Raw genomic sequence first — 23,203 nt, forward strand, 5'->3', positions numbered from 1 at the left:
CATTCTCCACATTTTAGGTTGACTATCATTATTGTAAGTTGTTGGTTATGTGTGCTATGCGTAGCATTACATCTAACACTTGTATACCCACAGTCTTGTGGATATATTCGCTTTAGTTGGATGTACTTTTGTTTGTTAATAGGCTGCTTAGGGGTGGTTGATGCGTGTAGGATGATACTGTCATTGGTTTTTTGTTTTTTAGATTTAAAAATTGATTAATCAGCTTGTTTAAAAATAGGAATTTTTTGTTTCAAAAGTCAAGTTTATCCAAAGGATTTTGGATTTGGTCAAACCCTTTTGTGGTAATATGGGTATAAATCTCGGTGGTTTTGCTGCTTGCGTGCCCCATCAGACTTTGTATATACCGTAAGTCGGTTCCGTTTTCGAGCAAGTGGGTGCCAAAACTATGGCGTAAGCTGTGGGTCGAAACCTTCTTTTTGATCCCGGCCCTTTTGTAGGCCGTTTTTACAATACTTTGTACGCTGCTAGCCGAGTACTGCCGTCCTTGGGGACCTTCAAAAAGCCATTCTTTCGGCTTGTACTCCCTAAAATAGTCTCGCAATACCGGTAGTACTTTCTTCGACAACAAGGTATACCTGTCTTTTCTTCCTTTAGCTTGTTGTACAAATACTTTCATCCTTTTGCTGTCAATATCTTTGATCCGTAAGTTGATAAGCTCGCTTAAACGCAGCCCGGCCGAGTAAATGAGCAAAACAACAGCTTTGTGTTTGATGTTGTCTATTTTTTGTATCACCGAAACCAATTCCTCTTCGCTCAATACTTCAGGCAAGGTCTTCTCCTTTCGTGGCCGCTCAACCAAATATATTTTTCGATGTCCACCCAATACCCGTTCGTAGTAGAATTTTATGGCGTTAATAGACTGGTTCTGATACGAAGTCGATACTTTTCGCTCAATCACCAAATACTGCATAAAAGCAATGATCATCTTTTCGTCAATCGTTTTGATATCATATTTGTGGTAATAATTTATAAATTCCTCGAATAAGCCTTTGTACGATTTTATGGTGCTGGCACTGTATCTGAGTTCCTTCAGTTTGAGGATATATTCATCAGGGCATTGGCGGTAATTGGCAACATCAAACGCCGTAATTCGAGGAACCTTATTTTCAGTCGTGGGTTCTTCTTCAAATAAAATCGCTAAATTTTGAGCTTTTGCGGTGACGGTAATTTCGTTTAAAATTTTTTCGGAGAAAGGGACTGTCCACCATTTGTTGACTGAATCCCAGGAGTGAAATGGCATTTTTTTCAGCAAATAGCTTAAGGCTTTGTTGAACCCAAAAATCAATTTTAACCTTCCCGTCTTGGTTTTGATGATTAAAAGCTCATTCGCATTTAACGTTCTTTGCGCATCGGTACTTGTTTTGACTTCCAGCTCTTCATGAATAATAAGTTCGCTAATCCGATCTTTAAAATAGTCGTTAATCAGCTCTAAATTGCCCGGGTAATTCGGCACAATCCAGCAAAACTGTTTCGGGTCCCACCGGCTGTAGCGCAACGAAACGATAAAGCGAGTGTCACGGTCATTCTTAGGCAGTTTCAAGATGATCTTCCTGCCGATGACCTGCACCGAAACACCTTTTCGTTGTTGTGAAGGCGTAGGACGAACCGCTATGGAGGAAATGAGCTTCGATTCTTCCGGTTTTTCAACAAAAGCGTTGGGGAGATATTCCATCTTCGGGAAAAGTTTTTTCAACTGATTAAATGCACTTTCCCCATAGGGGATATGCCATGCCCCCAGCGTTTTGCTCCATTTAGCATCCTGAATTTGCTTAATTAAGCCAGCAATCTCTTGGTTGTAAGGAAAATCAACTTGAATACGATGCTCTCCCCGGTGGATGATTTTTGTTGCCCGCATAAGATAGCGTTGAGTGTATACATCAAAATTAAGAAATATCTACAGTCGAATACCTAATTTTTTGTAAGAAAAACCGGGTGTCACTAGTCTTTAATCCCTGAAAACCAATCCGGAAGCAACCGGCTTGTTATGGATATCGATTATTTTTTCATCAATTTCGTTGTTACTCCACGGTACTTTGGATCTATTGTCCTTTCTTCTGACTGGCTATTTAGTTAAAATCGATCTCATCATTTTACCTCTAGTCGAGTCATCCGATCCTGCTTGGGATGATTAAGCCCCTTGTATTTGCAGTCGAGGGCAACAGGTCGAGGGCGGACGAGTCAGCTAGGTATGTTGCTCCATACCAAGTCCAAATCTTTCCCGTTTTTTCTAAGTTATTTCAAAGTATCTTCTGTGTTTTTCAATACAGAAGCTATACAGAAGCTACCCAGAAGTAACGCAGAAGATCCGGAGTTGAACCGAAGACGATTCTGTCCGGAAAAATGCAATAGAAGAAACGAACAGACGAACCTACGAAGACACGAACGCACGAACCGATTCCCAACAACCGACAAGGTCTAAGTCTTCCACTTCACCGGCAGGTGAAAGCGCGTTGGGCGAAAATTTGGCCCGGGACAGCTAGAGCCTTGCGGGAGGAAGGATGAGGCCACGAATGTACGAAGGCACGAAGCCACCGGCAGGTGAAAAGCATCGTTAGCCTTGATCTTTTCGTTCTTTGGGATTTAGCCAAAAGGACAGGTCTGTTTTATCGGAAAAGAAATGAAAAGTGCCGCAGACACAGAAGCCTTAACAACAAAACCACCTCGACAACGGTAAACCGGCGCCACTCCTCTTTGAAAAAAAAGGAGGAGAAAAGAGCTGCTGGCATTCACCGAAAATAATACAAACAGACAACTTCCGGCCAGCAACCGATCCGGAAACGAGTTCAGGAAGGCGCTTAAAACGGATAACCAAGCGCACGAAAACATGAATTAACGAATACAATCAAAGGGATGACTGTGGGCGTATATCCCCGGCTGCTATAGGTATGGAGTGTAGCTCGGTTTCTTATTCGTTTAAAAACTGGATCAAGGGTTCAATAAACTGATTGAACGCTTCAATGTGGGGAAGATGCCCAATGTTATCCAGCTCTATGAGTTGACAGTCGGGAATTTGCTGTTGCGTGCGACGTCCTAGTTCCGGGTAGTTCCCCATAGTAGCACGGACCTCCGGACTCACCAACGGTTTACCAAGTGCGGTACGGTCGCGCTGACCAATAATCAGCAGCGATGGATTTTGAATCTGCCCGAATTCATAGCACACCGGCTGGGTAAAAACCATGTCGTAGGTTAAGGCTGCATTCCAGGCTATTCGAGGATAATCAATACTTAAGGTCCAACCGGCAAGCAGGTTTACCCATTCATCGTATTCTGCTTTCCACTGGTTGTCGTAGTAGTTTTCCAACTGGTAACTTCTGATTCCCTCGTACGTTTTTTTTAACTCAAGCTGATACCACCATTCCACTGGTTTATAGGGAACTTTCAATTTCCAGTCTTCCAGTCCGATGGGATTTGCCAAAATCAACTTGTCGATCACCTCAGGAAACATTAAGGTTAAGCGCGTAGCCAGCATGCCTCCCATCGAATGCCCCAGCACACTAATCTTCTCAATTTCCAACGTATCGATAAGCGCCTTTGTGTTGTGCGCCAGCTGCTGAAAGGAATATTGATAACACTCAGGTTTGGACGATTTCCCAAAGCCAATCTGGTCGGGAATAATGACGCGATAGCCTTCTTCAGTAGCCAGTCGATTGGCGGTTTCAGCCCAGTAAGCACCATTAAAATTCTTGCCATGCAGTAGCAGGATACTTTTGCCATTGGGGGCAGTGGGGTGCACATCCATGTAGGCCATCTGGTAAGCCTGATTCTGACTCGTAAGGGTGATGTAATTAACCTCGTACGGATAATCATAATTTTCAAGATTGAGTCCGAGTACCTTTAGTTGATTTGGTTGAGCTGAGCTGTTCAATCCAAGGAATAAGGCCAGCAAAGACAGGTATGATTTGACGTTTCGCATAATGTTCTACTTTTATATTTCTCTTGAATAGAACAGACTGGTTAACCAATGGTTTAGCTGCTGAAACAATGTTATTGGAAAATAGAATAGCATCAGATCGAACTAAAGCAAGTTCGGAACGGTCGGGAAGTATTGAATAAACTGGAGAGCACGCTTATTTCAGATTCTTCTACTCCAGCACGGATTTATCCAGTTGATCTCGTTTGTCAAATCCCTGACGGATGACAAATAGCAGTTGTAGTATGTTGCTTAGGATACTGTTGAAGAAGATGATCACCATCACCATAATCTGGTATTTCACGGCCAGCACTGGATCAGACCCTCCGAGGATTTGGCCGGTCATCATTCCGGGAAGCGACACCAGGCCGATGGTAGCCATCGTGGCCAGATTGGGAGCCATAGCCGTTCGGATAGCTTCCTTCATAAAGGGGCGGGCAGCTTCCTGTTTCGACGCGCCGTTGGCAAGCAAAAACAAGTAGGTTTTCTCTTCTTTGGAGGCACTGTTGAAAAAAGTTTTCAGAGCCACAATGTTTGATTTTAGCGTGTTGCCGAGCATCAGTCCAGCAATGGGAATGAGAACATCAGCCTGGAAGATATGGTCGAGCTGAACAATGGCCCAGTTGAAATAGAGCAGAGTCAGGATGGTGGGAAGAAACATGGCCATAAACGTGGGAATCAGAAGTTTTTTCAAGCGTAATGACGAACTTCGGATGCCCGAATGAGCGGCAAACAGAACCATGAGCAGGATGTAGCCCAGGCTGACCAGGATATGGTCGAGCAGGAAAATGTATTTTAGGTAAAGGGCGACAAAGCTAAGCTGAACCAGCATACGGATTACTGAAATGATCAGTCGCTTGTTTATCCCCAAGCGGAACCACCAGATAAGCAAGATGCTTGGTGCGATTAGCAAAAGCCCAAACACCAATCCACTGATGGGTATGGTGGCCGCGTTCATGCGATGAAATTGGTGATGATTTTCATTTCGGGGATTTGCCATGCCGGGTCGTGACTGACACATATCACCGTTTTCCTGGTCTGGATAACATAGTCGATGAAACGTTGCTTTTGCTTTTCGTCCATCGCGGAAGTGGGCTCATCAAGCAATAATATGGGGCGGTCGAGCAACAAGAGCAGGATCCAGCCCAGGCGTTGCCGTTCGCCTCCGGAAATGATGCTGGTGTTTTTGTCGAGCAGTGTTTCGGGCAGGTCGAAAGCAGTCAGCTTTTCGCGGAGTTTCTCTTCGGAGTAGGGTAAGTGCTTGTTGGTTGCGAATTGGAAGATCTCCTGAAAGACTTCCCGCACCTTCCCATTCGGAAAGTCAACATCCTGGCTTAGATAGGCCATCTGGCGACGCATCTTCTGGATGGTCTCCGGTGTAATTGCGTTCTTTTTGAAAAAGATTTTGCCTGAATCCGGATCGCTGAATCCCAGAATCAGACGCAATAAACTGGTTTTTCCGCTCCCTGACTGGGCCGCCAGCAGTACTTTATCTCCTTTGCCAATGCGAAGGTTGAAGTTCTTCAACAACTGTTTATTTCCCCGGGTTAGGGAAACATCTTTGAATCGTATCATGGGAGATGTATGGAAAAAGTAAGACAAAAAAAGCCGGAACATGTCCGGCTATATTTTATAAAAGGCATCAATATCTGACCATTACGTGATTGCATTGTATGTAATCGGGTAACCGTCATTGTTTTGCCTTAGGTTTTATGAATCACTTCTTAGCTTGCTTTTAAGCGGTGAGCATTGCTGGGATCAATTTTTGCTTCAGCATATTCCCGTGTTATTGCAAGACTTTTAACTCCATCAGAAGGACTGTCGAACATGGCGTCAATCATGATGCTTTCACAAATGGAACGTAATCCGCGGGCACCCAGGCTAAATTCAACAGCTTTGTCAACAATGAATTCCAAGGCGTCGTCTTCAAAGGTCAAGTCAATATCATCGAGCTTAAACAGTTTGATGTATTGTTTGATGATTGAATTTCTAGGTTCCGTCAGGATGTTGCGCAATGCTTTCCGGTCCAGTGGTTCCAGGTAAGCCAATACGGGCAGACGACCGATGATTTCAGGAATCAAACCAAAACTTTTCAAATCCTGGGGGGCAATGTATTGCAACATATTTTCCCGGTCCAGGTTATCAACCAGTTTTTGTGCTCCAAATCCAACCACCGAAGTATTGAGTCGTTTGGCAATTTTCTTATCGATACCATCGAAGGCTCCACCGCAAACAAAAAGAATGTTTTTGGTGTTGACCGGAATCATCTTTTGCTCCGGATGCTTGCGTCCTCCTTGTGGGGGAACATTCACAACGGCTCCTTCGAGCAGCTTCAGCAAACCTTGTTGAACACCTTCGCCCGAAACATCGCGGGTGATGGAAGGATTATCGCCTTTGCGGGCAATCTTATCCAGCTCGTCAATAAAGACAATGCCGCGTTCGGCTGCTTCTACATTGTAGTCGGCTGCCTGCAGCAAACGAGTCAGTAAGCTTTCGATGTCTTCGCCCACATAACCGGCTTCGGTTAATACGGTGGCGTCAACAATCGTGAAAGGAACGTGCAACATTTTGGCAATGGTGCGGGCCAGTAAGGTTTTCCCGGTACCGGTTTGCCCTACCAGGATGATATTGGATTTTTCAATCTCCGTTTCATCATTGGTGACCTTCTGAGTCAATCGTTTGTAGTGGTTGTAAACCGCTACTGCTAAAATTCGTTTAGCCTGGTCTTGTCCAATCACGTACTGATCGAGAAATTCTTTGATTTCTTTTGGCTTCAACAGTTTCAGTCCGGCAAGGTCAAACTCACTGTCGTGTTTCAGTTCTTCCTCTATGATGGTATAAGCTTGTTCAATGCAGTGGTCGCAAATGTGGCCATCCATCCCCGCAATCAACAAGTTCGTATCTTTCTTCTCTTTTCCGCAAAAAGAACATTTATCCATGATCTACTCCTCTATCGCTAATGCTTATTTACTTCTAATTAAAATATCGTCAATCATGCCATATTCTTGGGCTTCTTCTGAAGTCATCCAGTAGTCGCGGTCTGCATCCTTTTCAACCTGCTCGTAAGGGTTTTCTGAATGTTTGGCAATGATATCGTATAATTCTTTTTTCAATTTCATAATCTCACGTGCCGTGATTTCGATGTCCGACGCTTGTCCTTGCGCACCACCCATTGGCTGGTGAATCATAATGCGTGAGTGTTTCAACGCTGAACGTTTGCCTTTGGTTCCGGCTGTCAGCAGGACGGCACCCATTGAGGCGGCCATTCCGGTGCAGATGGTGGCAATGTCAGGTGAAATGTACTGCATGGTGTCGTAAATGCCAAGTCCGGCATGAACGGAGCCTCCGGGGCTGTTGAAATAAATCTGAATGTCTTTACTTGGATCTGTTGACTCAAGAAACAGCAGCTGGGCCTGAATGATGTTGGCGATATAATCGTCAATAGGTGTTCCTAAAAAGATGATGCGGTCCATCATCAAGCGGGAAAAAACATCCATTGAAGCTACGTTCAGTTGTCTTTCTTCGATAATGTATGGGGTCAGGCTATTGGTAAACAGCGAGTCGTAACGGTGCATGTTTAAGCTACTAATTCCCATGTGCCCTTGGGCGTATTTATTAAATTCTCTTTTATCGCTCATCTCTTTAATTTCTGGTTAAAAAAAAACTTTGTAAACTCCGTCTTCATGATACTTTCCGCTGCATGTGCAGTAGAAAGCTAAAGGCGGAGTTTACAAAGTTATAAAATTATGCTATTTGCCTAAGCAGCAGCAGAATTATTTTTCGAGTAATTCATTGAACTCGTCCTGGCTGATTGGTTTCTCATCCAGATTGACGTTTTCCTTGATTACCGCCATGATTTTGTCTTCCTGAACCCTGGTGGTGATGCGACGTTTCTCTTCTTCGTTTTGAAGAATCTGATCGGCGTAAGCGCTCAGTTGCTCATCGGGCATGCTGAACATACCATACTGGCGGAATTGCATTGCGGCAATTTCTTTAGCCATGGCTTTCACATCTTCCTGTTTGATTTCAATTTCGTTGTCTTTCGCAATGCGATCTTTGATCAATTGCCAGCGAAGGTCTTTCATGAAATTGTCAAAGTCAGCTTCAATTTGCTCTTCCGTCAGCTCGTTGTTGGTTTCTTTCAACCAACGTTTTAGGAATTCTTCTGGCAATTCCATGCTGATTTTTTCGATCAAAATATCGCGGCTGTCGATCGTGAATTTATAATCGCTTGAGTATTTCAGTTGCCCTTCTAAATCTCCTTTAAGCTTATTGCGGAATTCTTCTTCAGTCTTGATCTCCGTATCTTCGCCTAAAGCTTTTTTGAACAAGTCTTCGTTGATCTCGGCTTTTTTGAATCGCAGAATTTCAGAGATGGTGAATTTGAAGTCTCCTTCAATGTTCTCTGCTTCTTCATGCGACACATTCAACATGTGGCCTACTTCGTGTTTGTTATCGTAAACTTTGATTGGGTCGAATACGATGGTGTCACCAACTTTCTTCCCTTGAATTTCTTTTTTCACTTCTTCGTCTTTCATCACATCAACTGCAATGATGACCTGCTCAGCTTTGATGCCATCTTCCAATTCGTTTCCTTCAGCATCTAATTGTACAAAGTTTCCGCGGATGGTATCTTTTTCTTCAACGGCATCAACCGTTTCATTTTCGCCAAAACGTCCGGTATATGAATCTACCTGTTGATCCAGCATTTTGTCATCTACCTGAATCTGGTAGTATGGGTATTTCTTGCGTTTGTCGAATTTTACTTCAACTTCAGGAGCAACAGCTATGTCGAATGCAAACTCGAAATCTTCGGCTGTTTCCCAAGTGAAGGCTGGAGTTTTTTCTTCATTGGGAAGGGGCTCCCCAAGAATATTAAGTTTCTCCTCAACAATGAATTTTGACAAGTTATTTGACAACATCTTGTTTACCTCTTCAGCCAGAATAGCTTTTCCGTACATCTTTTTCACAAGACCGGCAGGTACTTTCCCTGGTCTGAATCCAGGCATGTTGGCTTTTTTACGATATTCTCTTAGTTGTTCGTTTACTGTTGCCTCGTAATCGCTCTTTTCAATCTTAACAGTAATAATCGCATTTAGCTCGTTGATGTTCTCTTTTGTAATATTCATATAATTCCGCTTATGATTTTGGAAAATGTTCAAGTAACCAAATAGTTAACTCATTTTGTCAAGTTAAACTAAAGCCTATAAATCAATAAAAACCGCATGCTTAGATTTAAAAAATCAAGCACTACGGTTATTTTTGTTGTTTGGTGCGGGCGAAGGGACTCGAACCCCCACGTCAAAGACACTAGATCCTAAGTCTAGCGCGTCTACCAATTCCGCCACGCCCGCTAATTGCGGTGCAAATGTATGTTATTTTTTTTATTCGCCAAACAGTTTCTGAAAGTTTTCTTGAAAAAAAAGATTGTTTCTTCGGACTATCTCAGGGTGAAGTTCTGACCCAGGTAAACCCGTCGTACGTCTTCATCGTTTGCCAGGTCTTCGGCCGATCCGGCTTTCATAATTGACCCTTCGAATAATAAGTAAGAACGATCGGTGATCGACAGCGTTTCGTGCACGTTGTGGTCGGTAATCAGCACACCAATGTTTTTTTCCTTTAAGGTCATCACGATTTCCTGGATATCTTCTACCGCAATGGGGTCTACTCCAGCAAACGGTTCATCCAGTAAAATGAATTTAGGATCGATGGCCAGGGCCCGGGCGATTTCGGTCCGGCGACGCTCGCCTCCGGACAGCTGAAACCCTTTACTTTTTCGGATGTGTTGTAAGCGAAACTCTTCAATCAGCGATTCCATTTTTTCTTTCTGGTAGCTTTTTGAGTAGTCGGTCATTTCCAATACAGCGCGCAGGTTGTCCTCGATGCTTAGTTTTCTGAAAACCGAAGCTTCCTGCGCCAGGTAGCCGATTCCGAGTTGGGCACGTTTGTATACCGGGAGCTTCGTAATGTCGCGATCGTCCAGAAATACTTTGCCGGAAAGGGGTTGAATCAATCCAACAATCATATAAAAGGAGGTTGTTTTTCCTGCTCCATTGGGGCCCAGTAGTCCAACGATTTCTCCTTGTTCTACTTCAATCGAAACCCCTTTTACGACTGTTCTTTTTCTGTATTTCTTGACAATGTTTTCGCCCCGTAATTTCATAATATCTATTCGCTTAACGCTTGTTGTATAAATCTATTATATTGATTCCAGGTTTTCCTCTGCTTTCTTATTCACCCGGCGTGAGATAATGATACCGATTTCATATAGAAAAACCAAAGGGATACAAACCATAATCTGACTGAATACATCCGGAGGCGTAATGATTGCTGACAACAGTAAAAGGGCAACATAAGCATGTCTTCGGTAGCTTTTCATCAAATCAGGGGTCAGGATCCCAATCTTGCTCAGAAAGTAAACAAAGATAGGCAATTCGAAAATAACACCGCTAGCCAGGCTTATCGAAGTAACCGTACCAATGTACGATCGCATATTAATTTGATTGATGACCTCGCTTGATATGGAATAGGAGCCTAGAAAGTGAATCGAGAGGGGGACTATTAAATAATAGCCAAACAATACACCGGTAATAAACAGGAATGACATGTAAATAACCGCACCTCCTGAATGGCGGCGTTCTTTTTCGTATAAAGCAGGGCTGATAAATCGCCATACTTCGTAAAAGACGTAAGGGGAAGAAACGATCAGTCCGGCAATGATCGAGGTCATGACGTGAGTCATGAAATTGTCGGCCATTTTAATACTGATCAATTGTAGCTCGGTCGTGTTGATTCGAAGTGAGTCTGTGCCCGTTAGTTCTGCCAGTTTGGCAAACATGCGGTTGGTCCAGAAATCAGCTGTTTTGGGGTTGAAGATAACCGTATCGAAGATAAAATCTTTATTAATGAAAGCGAGGATTGCAAAAAGGACGATCGCCAGAAATGCGCGGATCAAATGCCACCTTAATTCTTCTAAGTGTTCGAGAAATGACATTTCTTCTTTTGGATCTTCCTTGCTCTTTTCCTTTTCAGAGTATTTTGTTTTAGTCATTATTGGCAATTTGGTTCAGAAAAAAGATTTAAAATTAGCTTTAAAAAAATCACGACAAATATAGTTTATATTACCGATTAAGCTTTTGTGTGGCGTCTTAATTTTTGGGGGGATGAGCGAAAATGTCATATTTGGAAAAAAGCTTGCGAAATGAAGCATATTTTATCTATCTTAGTTTCTGCGATTGTGAAAATAAAAAGGTTTAACGAAAACAAATTCAGGCTTTTATGAAGAAAGAGCTATCATTAACTGAGCAACTCCAGAAGTATTTTGGGTTTGATCGGTTTAAGGGGCAGCAGGAAGAGGTCATCAAAAGTGTTCTTGATGGAAGGGATTCTTTTGTGCTGATGCCTACGGGGGGAGGAAAGTCATTGTGCTATCAGTTGCCTGCGTTAATAATGGAAGGGACTGCTATTATTGTATCACCACTGATAGCATTAATGAAGAATCAGGTGGATTCGATTCGCAGTTTTGGAACTGAGGATGGGATTGCACATTTTTTGAATTCATCATTGACGAAGCTGGCGATCCAAAATGTAAAGGATGACGTGCTTGCGGGGAAGACAAAGTTGCTATATGTCGCTCCCGAATCATTAACCAAGCAAGACAATATTGATTTTCTAGCGAATGTCAATATATCGTTTTACGCGATTGATGAAGCACACTGTATTTCGGAGTGGGGGCATGACTTTAGACCCGAGTACCGACGAATCCGTCCTATTGTTCAGGATATTGGGTCGGCTCCCATTATGGCATTGACGGCTACGGCCACAGCAAAAGTGCAACATGATATCCAGAAGAATCTGGGTATGTTGAATGCACGCGTATTTAAGGCTTCTTTTAATCGGCCAAACTTATATTATGCTGTTAGGCCCAAGGTGAAGCCGGAAACTCAGATCATCCGGTTTATTAAGGAAAATGAAGGCAAGTCGGGCATAATCTATTGCCTGAGCCGTAAAAGGGTGGAAGAGTTAGCTGAAGCCTTGCAGGTGAATGGTATTAAAGCGCTGGCCTATCATGCGGGAATGGATTCGGCTACCCGTTCCGGAAATCAGGATAAATTTCTGATGGAAGAAGTTGATGTCATTGTTGCGACTATCGCCTTTGGAATGGGAATTGATAAGCCAGATGTCCGTTTTGTGATGCACTATGATATTCCTAAAAGTTTGGAAGGTTATTATCAGGAAACCGGGCGGGCTGGCCGCGATGGAGGAGAAGGGCAATGTCTGACTTTCTATTCGTATAAAGATATTCAGAAGCTCGAAAAGTTCATGCAAGGGAAGCCAGTGGCTGAGCAGGAGATTGGACGGCAGTTGTTGCTTGACACCGCATCGTATGCCGAAACCGCTATTTGCCGGCGGATCATGCTGCTTAATTATTTTGGAGAAACGTTGGAAGAGCCTTGTGGTAATTGCGATAATTGCCTGAACCCTAAAGAGCAGTTTGAAGCCAGTGATGAGGTTGTGCGTGCACTGCGAGTAATTGATGAGGTGCATGAGAAATACAAAGCTGATCATATTTCCGATATTCTGACCGGAAGAATGTCCGCAGCAGTCAAGTCGTTTAAGCATGACCAGCTTAAAACGTTTGGTTCGGGCAATGATCACAGCGACCGTTTTTGGAACGCTGTTTTTCGGCAGAGTATGATTGCCGGGCTTATTAATAAGGACATTGAGCATTATGGCTTGCTGAAGATTAATGAAAAAGGGCACCAGTTTATGGAGAAGCCCGAATCATTTATGTTGGTTCGCAATCATAATTATGACGAGCTTGAAGAGGAAGCTTCGTCAACAGGACCATCCGGAGGCTCGGGTGGTGATCCGGAATTGTTTGCCATGCTAAAGGATTTGCGGAAGAAGGTTGCCAAAAAACACAAGTTGCCCCCTTTCGTTATTTTTCAAGATCCTTCGTTGGCCGATATGTCGATCCAGTATCCGATTAGCTTGGAGGAAATGAAATTTATTCAGGGTGTTGGAGAAGGTAAAGCTCGCCGATACGGCAAAGAGTTTGTGCAATTGATCAAAAGCTATGTCGAAGACAAGGGCATTGAGCGGGCGCAGGATATGGTCGTAAAAATGGTGGCTAACAAATCAAAACTGAAAGTCTACATTATTCAAAGTATTGACCGCAAGCTTTCGCTGGATGACATTGCTGATTCCAAAGGTCTTGAATTGAAAGATTTGATCACTGAGCTGGAGGCTATCGTCAATTCAGGAACGAAGATTAACATCGATTACTATATCAATGATGTGATGGATGAAGATCATCAGGATGAAGTGTTTGAATATTTCCGGGAAGCCGAAGATGATTCGGTGGACGCGGCGATTGAAGAGCTGGGAGAGGACGAATATACGGAAGAGGATATTCGTCTGATGCGCATTCGGTTTATGTCTGAAATGGGAAACTAAAACTTAGAATAGACATTAAAAAGAGCGGCTGATTCATAATGAATCAGCCGCTCTTTTTTTATTTATTTAGAGATGCAAGTGTTTAGCATTTGGTCTGTTGCTTATTTCAGGTTGGCGATTTGCTCCTGCAATACTCTTATTTTGGCCTCGGCATCAGCTTGTTTCGCTTTTTCCTTAGCGACAACGGCTTCGGGCGCTCCACTTACAAAGCGTTCGTTGCTGAGTTTCTTCATTACTGAATTCAGAAAACCTTGCGTATACTTCAATTCTTCTTCCAGTTTCTTCAGTTCTTCTTCTGCATCAATCAAATCTCCCAGATCAATAAAATAACTAGATGAATACACTCGGAACGAAGCGGCTCCTTTCACTTCTTCGGTTACCAGATTGATGGCCGACAGGTTTCCCATCTTCGCAATAACAGAGTCGTATTGCTGATTGTAGCCCTTATCTCCCGACTGAATCTTTAACTCCAGTTGGTCTTTCATTGGTAGGTTGTTGTTATTTCGGATATTCCGAATCCCGGCGATTGCCTCTTTTACCGATTCAAAGTCGTTCAGTACACTGGCATCTACCACGCCAGCTTCGGGCCACTGGCTGATCATGATGCTTTCACCTTCCTGGCGTTCGCGAAGCAACTGCCATATTTCTTCTGAAATAAAAGGCATAAAAGGGTGCAATACCCGCAACACTTTGTCCAGAGCTTCCAGAACTTCTTCGTATGTCTTTTGGTCGATGGGCTGCTGGTAAGCCGGTTTTACCACTTCAAGCAGCCACGATGAAAAATCATCGCGGATGGTGGTGTAAACGGTCATCAATGCATCCGAAATCCGGAACTTGTCAAAATGATCGTTGATAATGGCGATTTGCTCGTTCAGTTTGTTGTTGAACCAGTCGAGTGCTAGCCGTGAGTGCTCAGGTTGCTTCAGGAAACCAGCAACTTCCCAGCCTTTAATCAATCGGAAAGAGTTCCAGATTTTTGCGGTGAAGTTTCGTCCCTGTTCGGTCAGTGCCTCATCAAACAGCAGATCGTTTCCGGCAGGCGAGCATAGCAGCATGCCTACCCGAACACCATCGGCACCGTAAATTTTAATCAGGTCAAGAGGATCGGGCGAGTTGCCCAGCGACTTACTCATCTTGCGGCGAAGCTTATCGCGCACAATACCAGTAAAGTAAACATTCTTGAATGGTTTCTCCTGACGGTATTCATAACCGGCAATAATCATTCGGGCTACCCAGAAAAAGATAATTTCCGGAGCAGTTACCAAGTCATCGGTCGGATAATAATAGTTGATTTCTTTGTTGTCGGGATCATTGATGCCATCGAACACCGAGATTGGCCACAACCACGAAGAAGCCCAAGTGTCGAGTACGTCTTCGTCCTGTGTCAGGTCGGCCATGGTCAGGTTTGCGTTGCCAGTTTTTTCTTTAGCTGCTTCCAGTGCTTTTTCAGCGGTTTCGGCTACCACAAAGCTGCCGTCAGCCAGGTAGTATACCGGTATTTGATGTCCCCACCACAGTTGGCGACTGATACACCAGTCTTTCACATTGCCCATCCAGTGACGGTAAAGGTTTTTAAATTTCTTGGGGTGAAATTCTACGTCGTCCGACTCTACGGCTTCCAGTGCGGGTTTCCCCAGCTTTTCCATAGCCAAAAACCATTGAGCCGATAATTTGGGTTCTATAGCGACGTCGGTGCGTTCTGAGTAGCCAACCTTGTTTTTATAGTCTTCAACTTTTACCAGATTGCCGGCTTCCTCCAGCATCGGAATGATTTGCTTGCGCGCCTCAAACCGGTCGACTCCCACCAGCAGTTGGGCTTTTTCGCTCAGTGTACCATCATCGTTGAAGGTGTCGATGGTTTCCAGGTTATGGCGCATACCAATTTCGTAGTCGTTGATGTCGTGGGCAGGTGTAATTTTCAGGCAGCCTGTACCAAACTCCATGTCTACGTAGTCGTCCATAATCACCGGCACACTGCGATTTAGCAGTGGAACCAATACGCGCTTGCCTTTCAAATGCTGAAAGCGCTCATCTTCTGGATTGACACATACGGCAGTATCGCCTAAAATGGTTTCAGGACGTGTGGTAGCGATGGTCACATAATCATCTTCTCCTTCAATTTGATAGCGGACATAGTATAGTTTCGATTGCTCTTCTTTGTAGATTACCTCTTCATCAGACACGGCCGTTTTTGCTTGTGGATCCCAGTTTACCATGCGCACACCGCGGTATACCAAGCCTTTGTTATACAGATCAACAAATACTTTGATGACGGATTCGGAGCGGGCTTCGTCCATGGTGAAGCAGGTACGTTCCCAGTCGCATGAAGCGCCCAGCTTTTTCAGCTGCTCCAGGATGATACCACCATGCTTGTCGGTCCACTCCCAGGCATGTTTCAGAAATTCTTCGCGGGTCAAATCTTTTTTCGCGATGCCCTCGCTTTTTAGTTTGTCCACCACTTTGGCTTCCGTTGCAATGGAGGCATGGTCGGTTCCGGGTACCCAGCAGGCGTTTTTACCTAGCATGCGTGCGCGGCGGACCAAAATATCCTGAATGGTATTGTTTAGCATGTGCCCCATGTGTAGCACACCCGTTACGTTGGGTGGTGGAATCACAATGGTGTAAGGCTCACGCTCATCGGGCTCGGAGTGAAAATAGTTTTGCTTCAACCAATATTGATACCACTTATCTTCTACTTCAACAGGATTATACTTGCTTGGAATTTCCATTAGTTATGTGATTTTTAACGTATTCTGAATTACGGCACAAAAATATAAAAATTCCGCTATCGCTCGTTGGTTTTCTGGGTGTTTATCCTCTAGCTCTTTGGAAGAACTCAAATGCACAGATTTTAAAGGCTTTTGTTGGTGTTAAGTTTCGTTTGCCGGGAAATAGCGGGAACGAATCGAGTTGTTTTCCGTTAGACCTAGTCCGGCGGATAAAGCCAATGATGGGACCAAGCGAGTTTTAAAAGTCAGTATCGACATGGACTTTTTATTTAGAATAGAAATGAATTGTTCTAAGTGTCTTCGGGATAGAGGAATTTGGGATTTGTTTTGATAACTTGTGGAAGCAAGAATACCTTACAGTGATTGTTGGTTTAAAAAAAGCTGTAATCACAAGATCTAATTGGTGAAAATTGAGCTAAATAGAACGCGACATGTAGTTGATACGTCATGCTTAATACGGGACAAAAATGAGACTAGAAGATTTAGGATATAACATAGCTTTAGAAAACTACCGAAAAGAGCAAAAACTTGATTCATATGGAGTGGGGCGAGTTATTTCAGAATACAAGGAAGGATACAGAGTCAGAACGACAGAAAAAGAATATGATGCAGAGATTATTGGTAATTTAAGATTCTCAGCACACCAAAGGTCCGATTTTCCAGCTGTTGGCGATTGGGTTGCAATTTCTGAATATGATGAAAATAAAGTGCTTATTCACTCCGTCTTTCCGAGAAATACCATAATTGAAAGACAAGCAGTTGGCAAACAAGGTGAGAAACAGATTATTGCAACAAATATTGACAGTGCCTTTATTGTGCAGGCGGTTGACAGGGATTTTAATATCAACCGGATAGAGAGATATTTAACAATTTGTAATACATCCAACGTACGGCCTATTATTATTCTCAATAAAATTGACTTGATAAATGACATTGAATTAGAAAAGTTGATTTCTGAAGTTCAAAAAAGAGTAAGGCAAGTGCCTGTATTTGCAATAAGTAATGTGAGCCAAAAAGGAGTTAAAAGATTGCATGAGGGTATAGTGAAGGGTGAGACTTACTGTTTGTTAGGCTCGTCGGGAGTGGGGAAGTCAACCCTTTTGAACACTTTGGCAGGTAAACAACTGATGAAGACAAACACGCTTAGTACAACTACCAACAAAGGAAGACATGTTACAAGCCATCGAGAGTTATTAGTTCTTGAAAATGGCGGAATTCTGATTGATAATCCAGGAATAAGGGAGGTGGGGATTTCTGATTCTGCTGATGGACTGGAAATGACGTTTGTCTCAATCGTCAAATTAGCCAAAGATTGTAAATTTAAAAACTGTACCCATACGACAGAAATCGACTGCGCTGTTTTAGCTGCTGTTGAAAGAGGTGAAATTGATGCAGCCTTTTATGAGAATTACCTGAAACTGGAACGTGAAAAAGAGCATTTTGAATCGACAGTTACCGAAAGACGTAAAAAGGACAAAGATTTTGGGAAAATGGTTAAGAACTATAAAAAAGGTAAAAAATCGAATAAGTACTGAGTTTATTAGAAGCTGCATGTAATATGAGATTACTGATAGATTGAGTGTAAATAATTACTGATAAAAAGATCGAAGGTTTAATGAAAGATGCAATGAAAAAGTTCAATTCCTTAAAATACAAGTTGCTCTTTTTTGTAGTGATGAGTTTGCCATTGTATCTCAACCTGTTTGGGCAAGATACGAGGGGCAATCCAGTCGAAATTTATTTTACTGACAACGGAAATCAAATTCATGGGTGGTTGTATAAATCGCAAGCAGCCAGTCCTTCCTCAACTATTATTTTGCTTCATGGTTCTATTGGGCGTGATGGCGATGTCTTCAATTTCGGAGAAAGCCTGTCAAAGGAAGGATTCAATGTTATTACGTTCAACTACCCCGGGGCATGGCAAAGTGAGGGCTCCAGAACAGATGAATCCGCTTTAAGCAGTGTTCAGTCAGCCATTAATTTTGCCAAGTCAGAATCTTTTATTCAATCCTATGAAAGCGATACAGCAGACATTGTTCTTGTGGGCTATAGTTATGGAGGGGCTATGGCTTTGTTGGCTTCTGTAAAGGATAAAACCATCAAGAAGGTGGTTACGGTTGCAGGGGGTGATCTGAGTGTTACTGCCAGTAAGATTGAGGCGAATCCTGAGTTCAGAGAATCTTTTCAGCAGATGATTGACAGGATACGATTAAATCCGGATGTGATGCGTGGTGATAGTGGTGAGGCTTACGTGGAATCGCTTTTAAAAAACAGAGATAAATACAGCCTAAAAAGATACTCTGAAAAATTAGTTGAAAAAAGCTTGCTTTTGATTGTTGGTTGGCTTGACTATACCGCGAAGATCGAAGATAACATGTTGCCGCTCTACCGTGAATTACTAAACAGAGGAGCAAATGACGTAAAAATTATTGCATTTGAAACTGATCATCAAATTACAGGTGAGCAAAAAAACATAACAGAAATCATTATCAGCTGGCTAAAAAAGGATGAATAATAGGTTGCAAAAATCGTGTAGACCATTAGAATAGATTTGCCAACTGCTCAAGAAGTCAGTCCGGCGAAAAATAAACGCGTAAGATCAAAAAAAACCTCCAGCAGCTGATTGATCACAATGGTTCTAGAGCATAAAACACATAATTCATTTGATCATTTTGTTTTGCTAACTTGCTCAGCCGATTGGAGCATGTGGCGTGGAAAGGGCAAACGAAACGAAGCCATTAGTATGGATAAGTTCAGAAGTTATAAACGGTAGTTATTTGAGGAGACAGGCTGATCTTATCTGCATTGCTATTTTGTGCGTAGTGCGAATTTTTGTTCCTCCTATTAGCAATAGAAAAATCTCAAAAACAGCACAACAAAACCATGAGCCGTCAAATCAATATATCATGACAATAACCTAAAATCAAACTAAAATGAAAAGACGTAATTTTTTTAAGTTGGCAGGCATCTCTGCAGTATCTACGATTGTTCCAACTGTTTTTGCTCGTGCAGCAAAAGGAAATGTTACAGATACAAAAACATTGACTAATCCTTTTGAGACAGAAGGAAGTTGGTATAAAGCGGCCTTGCATGTGCATACTACCAATAGTGATGGCGATGTGGATGTGCCAACACGATTAAAACAATATCGCGATGTTGGATTTGATGTTGTGGCAATAACCGACCACCGGAGAACCAATGATTTATCGAGCTATTCAGATAAGAAGTTCTTAGCATTGAGCAGTATCGAGTTTCATCCTGAAACATACTCGGGAGCACCTACTCATCATTTCCTGGGATTGGGTTTACCCCATCCGTATAAATACAACAATGATTTATTGGCACAGGAGATCATTGACGATATTAAAAGCAAGGGGGCAAAAGTGTTTTATGCCCATCCTTACTGGACTGGACATACTTATGTTGAAATGACGGAAGTATCGGGGTATTTAGGTTTAGAGGTTCATAACCAGGTGTGCCAGGATGCTGATAGTGGCAGTGGGCGTGTACACTGGGATCAGATGTTGAATAATGGACATGTTTTGTCGGGCTTGGCGACCGATGATGTTCATCGTAGTGCCGATGTTGGTAAGGCATGGACAATGATAAAGGCTACTGAGCTTACTGATAAGAGCATACTGGAGGCTCTCGAAAATGGTTGCTTTTATGCTTCTAAAGGTCCGGTGATTAAGGATTTTCAATTGGGTGAGGATATGAAAATAAAAATAGCATGTTCCTCGGTTAAGAAAATAGCATTTAGGACAAGTGGTGCTGGAAATGGTAAAGTATACAGAGCCGAAGACGGAAAGGACTTGCAAGCTGCAGAGTGGGACTTGAGTAAAAAGAAACCAAAGTGGGTAAGGTGCGAAGTAACCGATAACGATGGTAATACAGCATGGACAAATCCTATCTTTTTAGCAAGCTCAAAATAAATGATCTCATAGTACGATAAGGAACAGTAGGCAGAGAGGCGTGGATGAATTGAAATAGCTGGAGCGCGTGTTCAGTATTTGTACAAATGGCTGTGGCGTGTGGCTGAAAGTTCATCATTCAGGCGGGCATGGTCAGGTCCGAAAGAGAAATCTCACGTACTCCGCTTCGTTGAGTACTGCGTGCCCGCTGAATTTAGTATCATAAAAAAAGGGAATGTAGCAGATGAAAGGATATAGTAGTAGGGAACAAGCGGGTGTAAGCACATTCGTGGGGTTAATTAATATTATTAGTGGGATTTCTTTTTGTAAGTTGTTCGGAAGGAGAACGCAAGTAGCCCAATATTGTTATTATCTATGCTGGTGATATGGGTTATGGTGACCTTAATTGTCAGAATCCGAATTCGACAATACCGACTCTAAATCTCGATCAATTGGCAGCGGAAGGCATGCGCTTTAGCGATGCGCGCAGCTCATCGGGTATTTGTTCGCCCAGTCGTTTTGCTCTACTCACCGGAACGTATCATTGGCGCAGACAGCATGGCATTGTTGATGCCTTTGGCAAGCCTTTTTTTTTAGCGACCGATATCACCTTGCCCCAAGTGTTGAAAAACAAAGGTTACACGACAGTCTGCATTGGTAAATGGCATCTGGGGTGGGATTGGGAATTTAAATTCGAAGCAACGTGTCAACCTGTATGAGCGTTATCCGGAAAAGGTTGTTGAAATGAATAAGCTGCTCCAAGAGTATCGTACTAAAAGTAAATCGGTGGATCGTTCAAACTAAAATTTTGATGAGTCTGCAATATTTTTAGAGCTCAGGGCATAATGCTCTGAAAAGGCAACTTTCCCTGAGTCTGGATATAGACGGGAAGTTGCTTTTTCGTTAGGATTATAGTGGCAAATGCTGCTTCTAGTTTGATGCCCATTCTTTTAGTTTGCGAAGAGAATAATAAAATTGCAGTCCTAATTGACCAAATGTATAGGCAATTGAGCCTTGTATCCATAGCAGGCCGGGCGGTTTTTGGTGCGAATTAAGTTTTGACTTTAGGAGTTGAAATAAGACTCGGGGTGATAGGTGTGTTATTATCTTCTCGTTGTCATTAAGGTTATTACCTGCTTTGAATTTGTCGAAAATGATTGTTTCCTTTCTCTTGGGTCTTTCTATAAAAAGATATAAGGAATTGAGTCCGCAGGCGGTTATTGCCGATTTGGCGTTGGTCATTAACCAATGAAACGATGCGTATTCTTTGGAGAAAGAGACGGTGTTGCTATACAGTTTTTTTGTGTACTCTTCAGCATAGATGTCTGAATTTTCTTTCGTGTCAAATTCCGGAACAATTTGGTCACCTTTCCTTTTGTAAGCGATTGTACTCCCGTCAGTGGTCATGGCAAAAACCTGCTCGGCAACCGCAACAAATCCGCTATTGAGCGATCGGTCAATTTTTTCAGACCAAATAATTTCTTCGGGATAGAATCCAGCCATGTAGTCGCCCGCTTCGTTGGGTAGCAGTCGGTCTTTAAACACGCCAAAGTAATACCCAAATACCTTGGTGTTGCCAAGTATCGAATTAATTGATTTCTGGCATGTTCTAGTCCAGCCTAAGTCAACAATGGCAACCGTTGAGGCTGGGTCGAACATACCTTCTTGTTTGAAATAGTGACGTGCAATTTCTTTTTGTTTCTGGGCTTGGTGAAGTAGTTGTGGCAAGACCTTTTTATCGGTCAATAGATCCAGGAAAAGCTCAAAGCTCTCTGTTGTTAGACTTTCGTCATAGAAGTTCTGATCGATTGAAAAAGACTCCAAGCCATCATTCAGCAAATGGACGTCCAGGTTAATGCGCCGCATCATTTGCTTGGGCGTTCGTCTGATGGCTCCCCCCATGATCCTGTTGAACTCTTCTCTTGTGCCATGGTCTATGCCTGCCAGATAGAAGGTTCTTCGTGAACCATACAAATATGAAAGTTGGATGTCGGGATAACTAGCGCTAAATGTTTTGGCTATTTGTAAAAAGATATAAGCATCGCGTGCTAAAAAGTAGATTCGATTGATTCCTCTTTTGTTGGCATCTTCCAGTACGCCGGCAACGAAAGGAACAAAGAGTGGGGCAATAACGTCTGAGACCATATCGGTGATGTCCGATTTTTCAGAACAAAGGCGCACCGTTCGGGCTATTCCCGCCATTAGTACGCCTTGCAGCGGATTGTCAGATAACGTTGCCGACTTGATCCATTCCAACTCATAGCGAGAATATTGGATACTGCGCAGCAATTTGGTTGTAATTCCTTTTTGCTTGGGAACCTGGTGATCGTTTTTCTTGTTGTCTCCGCAATGGTACCATTCCTTAAAGGGGGTGTTTTTATTTTCTGAAATCAGATCAAACAATGCACCGCTTTCTTTTGTGAATCCGACTTCATTTGAAACATAAAGCTCATCTCCTTCCTCCCAAAAGCCATGTTTAATCAATTGGTTTTTTATAAAGGAGGATGGCAAATACATGTCGGATATGTATAGTACGCTTTTCCCTTCATTATGCAGAAAATCGATTTCTTGCTTGGTCGAATGAATTGGGCGTAATACGCTTTCTTCAATTTTTAATTCTAGTTGAATTAATTGTTCAATGCCAAATAATTCTACTATTGCTGAATTGAGATAGGTATAAATTTCACGGATTGAAACATCTTGTTTGCTTGAAGAGCTTAGCGAGCTGAGAGCCTTCCTTTCTGCCCTAATTCGGGCATTTACAAAGTCATAAATTATAGCTTCATGTGCGTTTTCGCCATGCAATTCAAGTGCCATTAAATAGAAAACGATTCTTGGCTTTCCGCAAGATCGAATTAGGCAAGTATCAAAAACATCAAACGAATATAGTTTATAAGAGCTCTTTAAACGATCTTTGCTTTTTAACATATGAGTATCTGATAATAAATAAATAAAATGTGTTGATGTGTTTTTTTTTGAAGTTTGTCTTTTACGTCCATCTGCTTCAGAACCCGGCTCATTTAGCTTAGGTTGTAGTTTAACAAAGTGTTGCTTTGAAAGGTTGTAGAAGAAAGAGGGAAAATGAATTCAAAAAATGAAAGAGCCAATAAGGAGGTTGCTCCACTCTTTAGTGCTTCTTGAGTCGGTCGTCTGAAAATTAAAGACGCTAAGTG

General features: G+C 42.6%; 16 protein-coding genes and 1 tRNA gene. 5 read left to right on the forward strand and 12 right to left on the reverse strand.

Features of this window, described 5'->3' with window-relative positions; all coding sequences use genetic code 11:
• Positions 1–250 precede the first annotated feature (250 nt).
• From ACUNWA_RS02260 to tatC, 10 genes are all read right to left on the reverse strand, one after another.
• Complete coding sequence (locus ACUNWA_RS02260) at positions 251–1,876, reverse strand: tyrosine-type recombinase/integrase (protein WP_445590257.1); 1,626 nt, start codon at positions 1,874–1,876, stop codon at positions 251–253.
• A gap of 1,050 nt (positions 1,877–2,926) precedes the next feature.
• The gene (locus ACUNWA_RS02265) at positions 2,927–3,934 is read right to left on the reverse strand and encodes an alpha/beta fold hydrolase (protein ID WP_445590258.1); all 1,008 of its coding nucleotides are present in this window, start codon (positions 3,932–3,934) and stop codon (positions 2,927–2,929) included.
• A 169-nt stretch (positions 3,935–4,103) separates the two neighbouring features.
• Entirely contained in the window at positions 4,104–4,931 is an 828-nt protein-coding gene (locus ACUNWA_RS02270) for an ABC transporter permease (RefSeq protein ID WP_445590259.1), read from the reverse strand.
• Positions 4,886–5,506: an ABC transporter ATP-binding protein gene (locus tag ACUNWA_RS02275; RefSeq protein ID WP_445590260.1), complete on the reverse strand. Its 621-nt coding sequence runs from the start codon at positions 5,504–5,506 to the stop codon at positions 4,886–4,888. The genes ACUNWA_RS02270 and ACUNWA_RS02275 overlap by 46 nt, the downstream gene beginning before the upstream one ends.
• A 149-nt stretch (positions 5,507–5,655) precedes the next feature.
• Entirely contained in the window at positions 5,656–6,870 is a 1,215-nt protein-coding gene (gene clpX, locus ACUNWA_RS02280) for an ATP-dependent Clp protease ATP-binding subunit ClpX (protein WP_445590261.1), read from the reverse strand.
• Positions 6,871–6,894: 24 nt separating this feature from the next.
• Complete coding sequence (gene clpP, locus ACUNWA_RS02285; protein ID WP_445590262.1) at positions 6,895–7,569, reverse strand: ATP-dependent Clp endopeptidase proteolytic subunit ClpP; 675 nt, start codon at positions 7,567–7,569, stop codon at positions 6,895–6,897.
• A 135-nt stretch (positions 7,570–7,704) separates the two neighbouring features.
• A complete protein-coding gene (gene tig / locus ACUNWA_RS02290) occupies positions 7,705–9,060 on the reverse strand; it encodes a trigger factor (protein WP_445590263.1) in 1,356 nt (451 codons plus the stop codon).
• A 141-nt stretch (positions 9,061–9,201) separates the two neighbouring features.
• Positions 9,202–9,285: transfer RNA gene (locus ACUNWA_RS02295), tRNA-Leu, on the reverse strand.
• Between the two features lie 86 nt (positions 9,286–9,371).
• Positions 9,372–10,094 (reverse strand): LPS export ABC transporter ATP-binding protein, encoded by a 723-nt coding sequence (gene lptB, locus ACUNWA_RS02300; protein WP_445590264.1) that lies wholly within the window; start codon positions 10,092–10,094, stop codon positions 9,372–9,374.
• A 36-nt stretch (positions 10,095–10,130) separates the two neighbouring features.
• Entirely contained in the window at positions 10,131–10,982 is an 852-nt protein-coding gene (gene tatC, locus ACUNWA_RS02305; protein ID WP_445590265.1) for a twin-arginine translocase subunit TatC, read from the reverse strand.
• Positions 10,983–11,209: 227 nt separating this feature from the next.
• Here tatC and recQ point away from each other — a divergent pair, with 227 nt between their 5' ends.
• The gene (gene recQ, locus ACUNWA_RS02310) at positions 11,210–13,390 is read left to right on the forward strand and encodes a DNA helicase RecQ (protein WP_445590266.1); all 2,181 of its coding nucleotides are present in this window, start codon (positions 11,210–11,212) and stop codon (positions 13,388–13,390) included.
• A gap of 101 nt (positions 13,391–13,491) precedes the next feature.
• Here recQ and ACUNWA_RS02315 read toward each other — a convergent pair whose 3' ends face one another.
• Entirely contained in the window at positions 13,492–16,119 is a 2,628-nt protein-coding gene (locus ACUNWA_RS02315; protein WP_445590267.1) for a valine--tRNA ligase, read from the reverse strand.
• 467 nt (positions 16,120–16,586) lie between these two features.
• On the opposite strand from ACUNWA_RS02315, the gene rsgA reads away from it, so the two are divergent.
• From rsgA to ACUNWA_RS02335, 4 genes are all read left to right on the forward strand, one after another.
• The gene (gene rsgA / locus ACUNWA_RS02320; RefSeq protein WP_445590268.1) at positions 16,587–17,654 is read left to right on the forward strand and encodes a ribosome small subunit-dependent GTPase A; all 1,068 of its coding nucleotides are present in this window, start codon (positions 16,587–16,589) and stop codon (positions 17,652–17,654) included.
• Positions 17,655–17,746: 92 nt separating this feature from the next.
• Positions 17,747–18,634 (forward strand): alpha/beta hydrolase family protein, encoded by an 888-nt coding sequence (locus tag ACUNWA_RS02325; RefSeq protein WP_445590269.1) that lies wholly within the window; start codon positions 17,747–17,749, stop codon positions 18,632–18,634.
• A gap of 418 nt (positions 18,635–19,052) precedes the next feature.
• On the forward strand, positions 19,053–20,051 hold the full coding sequence (locus ACUNWA_RS02330; protein ID WP_445590270.1) for a CehA/McbA family metallohydrolase: 999 nt from the start codon (positions 19,053–19,055) through the stop codon (positions 20,049–20,051).
• A gap of 347 nt (positions 20,052–20,398) precedes the next feature.
• Complete coding sequence (locus ACUNWA_RS02335) at positions 20,399–20,749, forward strand: sulfatase-like hydrolase/transferase (RefSeq protein WP_445590529.1); 351 nt, start codon at positions 20,399–20,401, stop codon at positions 20,747–20,749.
• A 211-nt stretch (positions 20,750–20,960) separates the two neighbouring features.
• Here ACUNWA_RS02335 and ACUNWA_RS02340 read toward each other — a convergent pair whose 3' ends face one another.
• Positions 20,961–22,847, reverse strand: coding sequence for a hypothetical protein (locus ACUNWA_RS02340; protein ID WP_445590271.1), 1,887 nt, complete (start codon positions 22,845–22,847; stop codon positions 20,961–20,963).
• Positions 22,848–23,203: the final 356 nt, after the last annotated feature.

It is taken from the genome of Sunxiuqinia sp. sy24, assembly GCF_052677165.1.